The following is a 9,147-nucleotide window of genomic DNA, read 5'->3' on the forward strand; positions in this document are numbered from 1 at the left end:
CGTCATGACTGGTCCCTCGATCTTGTACCGCGGTGGAGTGCTGCACTGTCCGGCGGATCCGCGTGCGACGGCGTTGTTGGTGCGTGACGGGCGGATTGCCTGGTTGGGGGTGGATGCGGAGGCGCCGGCGGCTGACCGGGTGGTTGATCTGGGTGGGGCGTTGGTGACGCCGGCGTTCGTGGATGCGCATGTGCATGCGACGGACACGGGGTTGGCGTTGTCGGGGCTGGACCTGTCGGGGGTGCGGTCGGCGGGGCAGTTGTTGGATGCGGTGGCGGTGTTCGCGGCGGGGTTGCCGGGTGACGCGGTGGTTTTGGGGCACGGGTGGGACGAGTCGACCTGGGCTGAGCGGGTGTTGCCGGATGCGGTGGCGTTGGGTCGGTCGGCGGGTGGTCGGCGGGTGTATCTGTCGCAGGCGTCGATTCATTCGGCGTTGGTGTCGTCGGCGTTGTTGGCGCAGTGTCCGCAGGCGGTGGGTGCGGCGGGGTTCGACGGGGCGGGGTGGTTGCGGATGGACGCGCATCATGTGGTGCGGGCGGCGGCGTTCGCGTCGGTGACGCGGGGGCAGCGGGTGGCGGCGCAGCGGCGGGCGTTGGCGCATGCGGCGTCGTTGGGGATCGCGGCGGTGCACGAGTGTGGTGGTCCGGAGATTTCGGACGAGGAGGATTTTGCGGGGTTGTTGGCGTTGTCGGGGCGGGGTGTGCCGGAGGTGTACGGGTATTGGGGTGAGTTGTTCGGGGCGGCGCGGGCGCGGGAGTTGGGTGCGGTGGGTGCCGGTGGTGATTTGTTCGCCGATGGTGCGTTGGGGTCGCGGACGGCGCATGTGTCGGTGGCGTACCTGGATGGTGAGCCGGGTGGGTGCGGGCACGGGTACGTGTCGGCGGAGCAGGTTCGTGATCATTTGTTGGATTGTGCGGCGCACGGGGTGCAGGGCGGGTTCCACGCGATTGGTGATGCGGCGATCTCGACGGTGTTGGCGGGGTTCGCGGGGGCGGCGGAGAGGTTGGGCACGGATCGGTTGCGGGCGGGGCGGCATCGGGTGGAGCACGCGGAGTTGATGAGTAGGCGGTTGATCGCGGGGTTCGTGGAGTTCGGGATCGTGGCGTCGATGCAGCCGGCGTTCGATCGGTTGTGGGGTGGTGCGGGTCGGATGTATGAGGCGCGGTTGGGGTTGGCGCGGTCGTTGGAGTCGAATCCGATGGGTGCGATGCATTCGGTGGGGGTGGGGTTGGCTTTCGGGTCTGATTCGCCGGTGACGCCGTTGGATCCGTGGGGTTCGGTGCGGGCGGCGGTGGCGCATCACAATCCGGTGCAGCGGATGAGTGTGCGGGCGGCGTTCGCGGCGCATACCCGGGGTGGGTGGCGGGCGGTGCATCTGGACAACGAGGGTGTGTTGGCGTTGGGGGCGCCGGCGACGTTCGCGGTGTGGTGGACGCCTGCGGGGGTGGAGCGGGGGTTGCCGGTGTTGCAGGCTGCGGACCCGGAGTTGCGGGGTGTGGGTGATCCGACGCCGTTGCCGGTGTGTCGGGCGACGGTGTTGCGGGGTGACGTGATCTACGAGAAGGGCGTGTCGTGACGGGCAAGCTTGGGTTGGATCCGGCGTTGGTGGGGCGGGCGCGGGAGTTGGCGCGTCGGGCCGGGCAGCCGGTGGTGGATCTGGCGCGTAGCCATACGACGGTGTCGGTGGAGCGTGCCGTGTTGCGGCTGGCGGGGGTGTCCGGCGCGGATCCGGATGGCATTCCGTGGGTGAACCGGCTGGTGGATGCGGTGGTCGCGGACGTGGGGTTGGGGCATGGGGTGGCGGTGCCGGTGTTCGACGCGCTGGTGCGGGAGGGCGTGTCGGATGTGACGTTGTTGGCGCAGAAGGCGGCGGCGGGGTCGGTGCGGTTCGGCGTGCCGTCGGGTAGGGCGGCGACGGCGTCGCGGCGGGCGTCGCGTAGGGCGGTGGCGGCGGGGGTGCGGCGGATCGACCGGCGGCGTGCCGAGCGGGACCGCCTCGTCAAGCGGTACGGGGATCCGGCGCGGCGGCCGTGGGTCTATCTGATCGTGGCGACGGGGGACATCTACGAGGACATTCCGCAGGCGCAGGCGGCGGCGCGGGCGGGTGCGGACGTGATCGCGGTGATCCGGTCGACGGGGCAGTCGTTGCTGGATTATGTGCCGGAGGGTGCGACGCGGGAGGGTTTCGCGGGGACGTATGCGACGCAGGAGAACTTCCGGTTGATGCGGGCGGCGTTGGACTCCTCGTCGCGGGAGTTGGGCAGGTATGTGCGGCTGACGAATTATGCGTCGGGGCTGTGTATGCCGGAGATGGCGACTCTGGCTGGCCTGGAGCGGTTGGACATGATGCTCAATGATTCGATGTACGGGATTCTGTTTCGGGACATCAACCCGATTCGCACGTTCGTGGACCAGCGGTTCTCCCGGCAGGTGCACGCGCGGGCGGGGATCATCATCAATACGGGTGAGGACAATTATCTGACCACTGCGGATGCGGTGGACGAGGCGCACACGGTGACGGTGTCGCAGTTGCTCAACGAGTTCTTCGCGCACGAGGCGGGGTTGGCGGACTGGCAGTTGGGGTTGGGGCATGCGTTCGAGATCAACCCGGATTTGCCGGAGTCGTTCCGCCTTGAACTGGCGCATGCGTTGTTGGCTCGGGAGTTGTTTCCGGAGGCGCCGTTGAAGTGGATGCCGCCGACGAAGCACATGACGGGGGATGTGTTCCGGGGGAATCTGCTGGATGGGTTCTTCAATCTGGTGGGTGCCATGACGGGGCAGGGGATTCTGCTGGTGGGGATGATGACGGAGGCGGTGGTGACGCCGTGGCTGTCGGACCGGGACGTCGCGGTGCAGAACGTGCGGTACGTGTTGGGGGCTGCGGGTGGGTTGCATGAGGACTTCGTGCCGGCGCCGGGTGGGTTCATCCAGCAGCGGGCGCACCGGGTGTTGGGTGAGGCGGTCGACCTGTTGGAGCGTATCGGTGAGCAGTCGTTGTTGTCGGCGATCGCCGAGGGCACGTTCGGGATCATGAAGCGGCCGGCGGATCGGGGCAAGGGTCTGTCCGGGGTGGCGCGGCACGAGGGTGACTACTACAACCCGGCCACGGAGATTCTGGAGCAGTCGGCATGAGTGACGGGACGGTCGTGCGGCCGTACGGCGACACCACGGGTGACGGGATGGTGCAGGTGTCGTTCACGTTGCCGGTGCGGCACGACAAGCGGGCCGAGGGCGCGGCGGTGCAGCTGGCCAACCGGATGGGTATGGACCCGGCGATGCTGGTGCACGCCAGGCAGATGGGCGACGGGTTCACGTTCTTCGTGGTGTATGGGCGGGTGAGCCACCTGGTGGACCTGGACAAGGTGCAGGTGGTGGAGCGGGACTTTCCGCTGTTGTCGGCCAAGGAGGTCAACGCGGTGGTGAAGCAGAGGATGCGCCGCAAGTTGTCGGTGGTGGGTGCGTGTATCGGCACGGACGCGCACACGGTGGGCATCGATGCGATCCTCAATGTGAAGGGCATCGCCGGGGAGAAGGGCCTGGAGTATTACCGCGAGTTGAAGGTCACCAACCTGGGTGCGCAGGTGAGTGTGCCGGAGTTGGTGGAGGCGGCCCGGCGGGAGAAGGCGGATGCGGTGTTGGTGTCGCAGGTGGTGACGCAGCGGGACGCGCACCTGCACAACACGCGGGAGATGTCGGCGGCGTTCCGGGAGGCGTTGCCGGCGGGGAAGCGTCCGTTGCTGATCGTGGGTGGGCCGCGGTTCGACGAGACGATGACCGCGGAGTTGGGTGTGGACCGGATCTTCGGTCGCGGTACCACCCCGGGTGAGGTCGCCAGCTACCTCGTCCACGCTTTGGTCACTTCCAGGAAGGTGAGGGTCGCATGAGTGATTCCCGGGTCGGTCTGACCGTCACCCACCGTCGGTATGTGCCGTACTCCCATGCCCACTATGCGGGGAGTCTGGTGGATGGGGCGTACGCGTTGGGGTTGTTCGGGGATGTGGCCACGGAGGTGTGCATCCGCACGGACGGCGACGAGGGGTTGTTCGCGTCGTATTCGGATGTGCAGTTCCGGGCGCCGATGCGGGCCGGTGACGTGCTGGAGGTGGCGGCGACGGTGACTCGGGTGGGCACGCGTAGCCGCACGATCGACTTCGAGGCGCGGGTGGTGTGTCGGGGTCGTCCGGATCGGGGTGAGTCGGCGGCGGAGGTGCTCGGCGTGCCGATCGTGGCGGTCACCGCGACCGGCACGGTGGTCGTGCCGCCGGTGGCGTGAGCACCGCGGTCTGCGTCGATGTGGGGTCGACGTTCACGAAGGTGGCGGTGGTCGACCTCGACGGCGGCCGGCTGGTGGGTGTGGCGTCGGCGCCGACGACGGTGGGTTCGGATGTGCTGTTCGGGTTGGATGCTGCGGTCGGGGCGGCCACGGCGTCGGCGGGTGTGGCTGATGCGCCCTGTTATGTGTGTTCGTCGGCTGGGGGTGGGCTGCGCTTGGCGGTGATCGGCTACGAGCCGCTGGTCACGGCGCAGGCGGGTCGGCGGGTGGGCCTGTCGGCGGGGGCGGACGTGGTGCATGTGGCCGCTGGCCGGTTGGGTGCGGCGGAGCTGTCGGCGTTGCGGGCGGCCCGCCCGGATGTGGTGTTGCTGGTCGGCGGCACCGATGGTGGGGACGCGGAGGTGTTGACGCACAACGCGACCCGGTTGGCGCGGGCGCGGTGGCGGGTGCCGGTGGTCCTGGCGGGCAACGTCGACGTCCGCGCCGACCTGCGCGCGGTGTTGGCCGGCGCGGGGGTGCCGGTGACGGTGGCGGGCAATGTGTTGCCGCGTATCGGGGTCCTCGAGCCGGGGTCGGCGCGGGCGGCGATCCGGGAGGTGTTTCTGCGGCATGTGATCGGTGGGAAGCGGCTGTCGCGGGGGCCCCGGTTCGGGCGGTTGGTGCGGGCGGCGACGCCTGATGCGGTGTTGACGGGGGTGGAGATCCTGGCGGACGTGGTGGGTGGTGATCTGGTGGTGGTGGATGTGGGTGGGGCGACGACTGACGTGTATTCGGTGTTGACGCCGGACGAGCGGGCTGGTGGGCCGGGGCGGGAGGTCGCCGGGTCGTTGTGGCGGGCCCGCACGGTGGAGGGGGATCTGGGGATGCGGTGGAGTGCGCCGGGGGTGGTGCGGGCGGCGGTGCAGGAGCGGTTGGTGGGGGTGGAGGAGGAGTCGGGGTTGGCGGTGGCGGCGGGGGTGCGGGCGGCGGATCCGGGGTTCCTGCCGGTGGATGAGGCGGGGTGGGTGGTGGACGCGCGGATCGCGGCGTTGGCGGCGACGGTGGCGGTGCGTCGGCATGCGCGGGGTGGGGCGACGGGGGAGCGTGGGGGGCGGGATCTGCGGGACGTGCGGCTGCTGGTCGGGTCGGGGGGTGTGTTGCGTCACGTGCCGGCGGGGGTGGGGGCGGGGGTGTTGGGGGCGGTGTTGTCGGATCATGCGGGTGGGTGGGCGGTGCCGCGGGCGGCTCGGGCGGTGGTGGACGTCGAGTACGTGCTGGCCGCTGCGGGGTTGCTGGCGGCGGATCATCCGGTGGCGGCGGGGGCGTTGGTGCGTCGGCATCTCGCCGCGGATTGAGGTTCGCCGCCGCGACACGCCGTGGCGGGTGGGGCGGCTGGCCGGGGCGGGTTGACAGGGGCTGGGGGGCAGCACGTACCGTCTTTGAGTCCTACTACGGGAAGCGGCTGTTGTTCGCTTCGTCCCTTCGTCCGCTGGCCGAGTGACCTTCGGGGTTGCGGCGGCCAGGTCCAGCGGGCGGGGGTCGGCGGGGCGGCGCGAACCGGCCGCGGTTACCGGTGTACGGGCAGGGTGAGGTGCGCGGCCAGTAGACAACGGTCAGGCGGGGGCAGCCAGTTCGCCGTCGGGTCGGTCCGAAGGTCGTTGTGCCTGATCCTCGCCCCACCGGCCGGGAAGGGCCTGGGAGCATCGGGGCGCGGCGCAGGCCGCGCCCCGATTTCCGTTTCCGTGGGGCGTCTGTTGCCGGGGCGTCGGGGTGGGGCGGGTAGCCTTCGGCGGTGTGATCGCAGGTGAGATGCCGGTGACGGCTGTCGCGCAGAACCCGTCGTCTGTGGCCGTGGTGCGGCCGGTGGTGGGGCCGCTGCCGTTGCGGGTTGCCGTGCCGGTGGCGGTGTCCGCCGGGTTGGTGCTGCTGGTGGCGTTTCCCCCGTACGACTGGTGGGTGGGTGCCCCGGTGGGGGTGGCGCTGTTGGCGGCGGCGACGCACCGGCGTCGGGTGCGTGGTGGGGCGGGGTTGGGTTTCCTGGCGGGGTTGGCGTTGTTCGCGCCGCTGCTGGAGTGGACGAACCTGCACACGGGGATGCTGCCGTGGGTGTTGTTGTCGTTGTCGCAGGCGGCGGTGGTGGCGTTGCTGGGTGCCGCCGGGGCGTGGGTGTCGCCGGTGGTGGACCGGTGGCGGTGGGCGTGGCCGTTGGTGTCCGGGGTGTTGTGGGTGGGGCAGGAGGCGCTGCGGTCGCGGGCCCCGTTCGGGGGGTTCCCGTGGGGCCGGTTGGCGTTCAGTCAGGGTGATGCGCCGACGGTGCGGTTGGCGGCGTGGGGTGGGGCGCCGTTGGTGACGTTCGCGGTGGCCGCGGCGGGTGGTCTGCTGGTGGCGGCGCTGTGGCGGCCGTGGCTTTCGGGTGCGCGGGTGCGGTGGGCGGCGCTGGGCCCGGTGGGCGCGGCGGTGGCGATGGTGGCGGTGGGGTTGGTGGTGCCGGTGGGTGTCGCCGGTGGTGGGGCGACGGTGACGGTGGCGGTGGTGCAGGGCAACGTGCCGCGGCTGGGGTTGGATTTCAACGCCCAGCGGCAGGCGGTGTTGAACAATCACGTGCAGGCGACCCTGGACCTGGCGGCGCAGGTGGCCGCCGGGCGGCGCCCGCAGCCGGACCTGGTGGTGTGGCCGGAGAACGCCAGCGACATCGACCCGCTGCGCAGCGCCGCCGCCGGTGAGCGCATCGGCGTCGCCGCGGCGGCGGTGCGGGCGCCGATCCTGGTGGGCGCGGTGCTGGTGGGGCCGGGTGTGGGGCAGAGCCGTAACGCGGGGATCCTGTGGCGGCCGGGGGCCGGTCCGGACCTGGAGCAGATGTACACGAAGCGGCATCCGGTGCCGTTCGCCGAGTACGTGCCGTTGCGGGACGTGGCGCGGATGATCAGCAAGGAGGTCGACCGGGTCCGCAGCGACATGGTGGCCGGTGACCGGCCGGGTGTCGTCGACGCGGGGGCGGTGACGTTGGGTGACGTGATCTGTTTCGAGGTCGCCTACGACGGTCTGGTCCGGGACACGGTCACCGGCGGCGCGCAGGTGCTGGTGGTGCAGACGAACAATGCGACGTTCGACGTGGCGGAGGCCCGTCAGCAGTTGGCGATGGTGCGGTTGCGGGCGGTGGAGCACGGCCGTGCGTCGTTGATGGCGTCGACGGTGGGGGTGTCCGGGTTCGTCGGCGCCGACGGGCGGGTATCCGACGCCACCGGGTTCAACACCCGCGCCGTGGTGTCGCGGCAGCTGCGCCTCGGTGACGGGCGCACCCTGGCCACCCGGGTCGGGGTGTGGCCGGAGGTGGCGTTGGTCGTGGTGGCGTTGGTCGTGGTGGCCGGTGCGGCGGTGCTGCGCCGGCGGCGGCGGGCAGGCGCCGGGACGTCCCGGGGGATTCCGGGCTGACGGACGTGCCGGCGGTGCCGGCCGGGGGCGGAGGAGCGGTGGGTGAAGCGGTGGGGGTGCGAGCGCGGGTGGGACGCCGGGCGCCGCTGCGGCGGGTGCTGGTGGTCATCCCCACCTACAACGAGGCCGACAACGTGACGTCGATCGTGGCGCGGGTGCGGGCCGCCGCGCCCGAGGTGGACGTGTTGGTCGCCGACGACGCCAGTCCCGACGGCACGGGGGTCCTCGCCGACGCCCTGGCGGTTCGCGACGGGCGGGTGCACGTGCTGCACAGGCCCGGTAAGGAGGGGCTCGGCGCGGCGTATCTGGCGGGGTTCGCGTGGGCGCGTGAGCGCGGCTACGACGCGGTGGTGGAGATGGACGCCGACGGTTCCCACGCCCCGGAGGACCTGCCGCGGTTGCTGGCCGCCGCCGCCGACGCGGACGTGGTGATCGGGTCGCGGTGGTGTCGGGGGGCGCGGGTGGTGGGCTGGCCGCTGCGGCGGCTGCTGTTGTCGCGGTGCGGGAACCTGTATGCGCGGGTGGCGTTGGGGATGCCGGTGACGGACGCGACCGGCGGGTACCGGGTGTATCGGCTGGCGGTGTTGGATGCGGTGGATCTGGGGTCGGTGTGTTCGCAGGGGTATTCGTTCCAGGTGGAGTTGTCGCGGTTGGCGCATCGGGCGGGGGCGCGGATCGTGGAGGTGCCGATCACGTTCGCGGAGCGTCAGCGGGGGGCGAGCAAGATGAGTGGGTTGATCGTGGCGGAGGCGTTGTGGCGGGTCAGTGTGTGGGCGGTGCAGGATCGGCGTACGGCGTGGCGGCGGGGCCTGCACGGCACCGGTGACGGTCAGGTGCGGTGGCCGTGAGCGGCGGCGTGTCATGCTTGCTGGACGGGCTGGTGGGACGCGACGGGGCGATGGGGTGAGATGCGCCGAGGACTGAGGTTCGTGCCGGTGGCCGCGCTGGCGGCCGTGGTGGTGGAGCTGGCGGTGTTCGTGGGCGTCGGCCGGGCGGTCGGGTTCGGCTCGGCGGTGCTGGCGGTGTTCGCGGTGTCGCTGCTGGGGTTGGTGTTGCTGCGCCGGGAGGGCATGCGGGCGTGGCGGGGGTTCCGGGATGCCGCGCAGTCGGGCGCGCCGCCGGGTCCGCAGGTCACCGACGGGCTGGTGGGGTTGCTGGGGGCGCTGCTGCTGGCGGCGCCGGGCCTGGTTTCGGGTGTGGTGGGGGTGCTGCTGCTGGTGCCGCCGGTGCGGCGGCTGGCGGGCGCGGGGGTGCGGCGGGCCGCGGAGCGGCGGGTGTCGTCGATGGTGGCCGGTGACCTGTTCGGGCCGCGGCGGGTGCGGGTGCGCCGCGGCGACGCGCCACCGGCGGCGCAGCCGCAGCCGCAGCCGGAGGGGTCTGCGTCGACGGTGGCCGACGGTGGCCGGGCCATCGAGGGTGAGATCGTCGAACGGTAGCCACACGCGACGACGCCCCCGCAAGGG

At 71.6% G+C, this 9,147-nt stretch carries 8 protein-coding genes; all 8 read left to right on the top strand.

Annotated elements, in window-relative coordinates:
- Positions 1-4 precede the first annotated feature (4 nt).
- The 8 genes from ACFT41_RS26330 (at position 5) to ACFT41_RS26365 (ending at position 9,120) form a co-directional block, all read left to right on the top strand.
- A complete protein-coding gene (locus tag ACFT41_RS26330) occupies positions 5-1,576 on the top strand; it encodes an amidohydrolase (RefSeq protein ID WP_377589696.1) in 1,572 nt (523 codons plus the stop codon).
- Positions 1,573-3,132: a lysine 5,6-aminomutase subunit alpha gene (locus tag ACFT41_RS26335; protein ID WP_377589697.1), complete on the top strand. Its 1,560-nt coding sequence runs from the start codon at positions 1,573-1,575 to the stop codon at positions 3,130-3,132. The genes ACFT41_RS26330 and ACFT41_RS26335 overlap by 4 nt, the downstream gene beginning before the upstream one ends.
- On the top strand, positions 3,129-3,884 hold the full coding sequence (locus ACFT41_RS26340; RefSeq protein WP_377589698.1) for an OAM dimerization domain-containing protein: 756 nt from the start codon (positions 3,129-3,131) through the stop codon (positions 3,882-3,884). The genes ACFT41_RS26335 and ACFT41_RS26340 overlap by 4 nt, the downstream gene beginning before the upstream one ends.
- Entirely contained in the window at positions 3,881-4,273 is a 393-nt protein-coding gene (locus ACFT41_RS26345; protein ID WP_377589699.1) for a hotdog domain-containing protein, read from the top strand. Before ACFT41_RS26340 ends, ACFT41_RS26345 begins: the two co-directional genes overlap by 4 nt.
- Complete coding sequence (locus ACFT41_RS26350) at positions 4,270-5,607, top strand: glutamate mutase L (RefSeq protein WP_377589700.1); 1,338 nt, start codon at positions 4,270-4,272, stop codon at positions 5,605-5,607. Before ACFT41_RS26345 ends, ACFT41_RS26350 begins: the two co-directional genes overlap by 4 nt.
- Positions 5,608-6,061: 454 nt before the next feature.
- The gene (gene lnt / locus ACFT41_RS26355; protein ID WP_377589703.1) at positions 6,062-7,684 is read left to right on the top strand and encodes an apolipoprotein N-acyltransferase; all 1,623 of its coding nucleotides are present in this window, start codon (positions 6,062-6,064) and stop codon (positions 7,682-7,684) included.
- Between the two features lie 50 nt (positions 7,685-7,734).
- Positions 7,735-8,532 carry a polyprenol monophosphomannose synthase gene (locus tag ACFT41_RS26360; protein WP_377589704.1) on the top strand — a complete coding sequence of 266 codons (798 nt, stop codon included), beginning with the start codon at positions 7,735-7,737 and terminating at the stop codon, positions 8,530-8,532.
- A 60-nt stretch (positions 8,533-8,592) separates the two neighbouring features.
- Positions 8,593-9,120, top strand: a complete 528-nt coding sequence (locus ACFT41_RS26365; protein WP_377589701.1) for an FxsA family protein — start codon at positions 8,593-8,595, stop codon at positions 9,118-9,120.
- The last annotated feature ends 27 nt before the right edge of the window (positions 9,121-9,147 follow it).

Origin of the sequence: Micromonospora sp. NPDC057141 (genome assembly GCF_042670805.1) — a bacterium.
Classification (GTDB): Bacteria; Actinomycetota; Actinomycetes; order Mycobacteriales; family Micromonosporaceae; genus Micromonospora.

Coding starts and splice junctions, on each gene's coding strand:
- ACFT41_RS26330 (WP_377589696.1), top strand. CDS start 5: ATGACTGGTCCCTCGATCTTGTACCGCGGTGGAGTGCTGCACTGTCCG.
- ACFT41_RS26340 (WP_377589698.1), top strand. CDS start 3,129: ATGAGTGACGGGACGGTCGTGCGGCCGTACGGCGACACCACGGGTGAC.
- ACFT41_RS26345 (WP_377589699.1), top strand. CDS start 3,881: ATGAGTGATTCCCGGGTCGGTCTGACCGTCACCCACCGTCGGTATGTG.
- lnt (WP_377589703.1), top strand. CDS start 6,062: ATGCCGGTGACGGCTGTCGCGCAGAACCCGTCGTCTGTGGCCGTGGTG.
- ACFT41_RS26365 (WP_377589701.1), top strand. CDS start 8,593: ATGCGCCGAGGACTGAGGTTCGTGCCGGTGGCCGCGCTGGCGGCCGTG.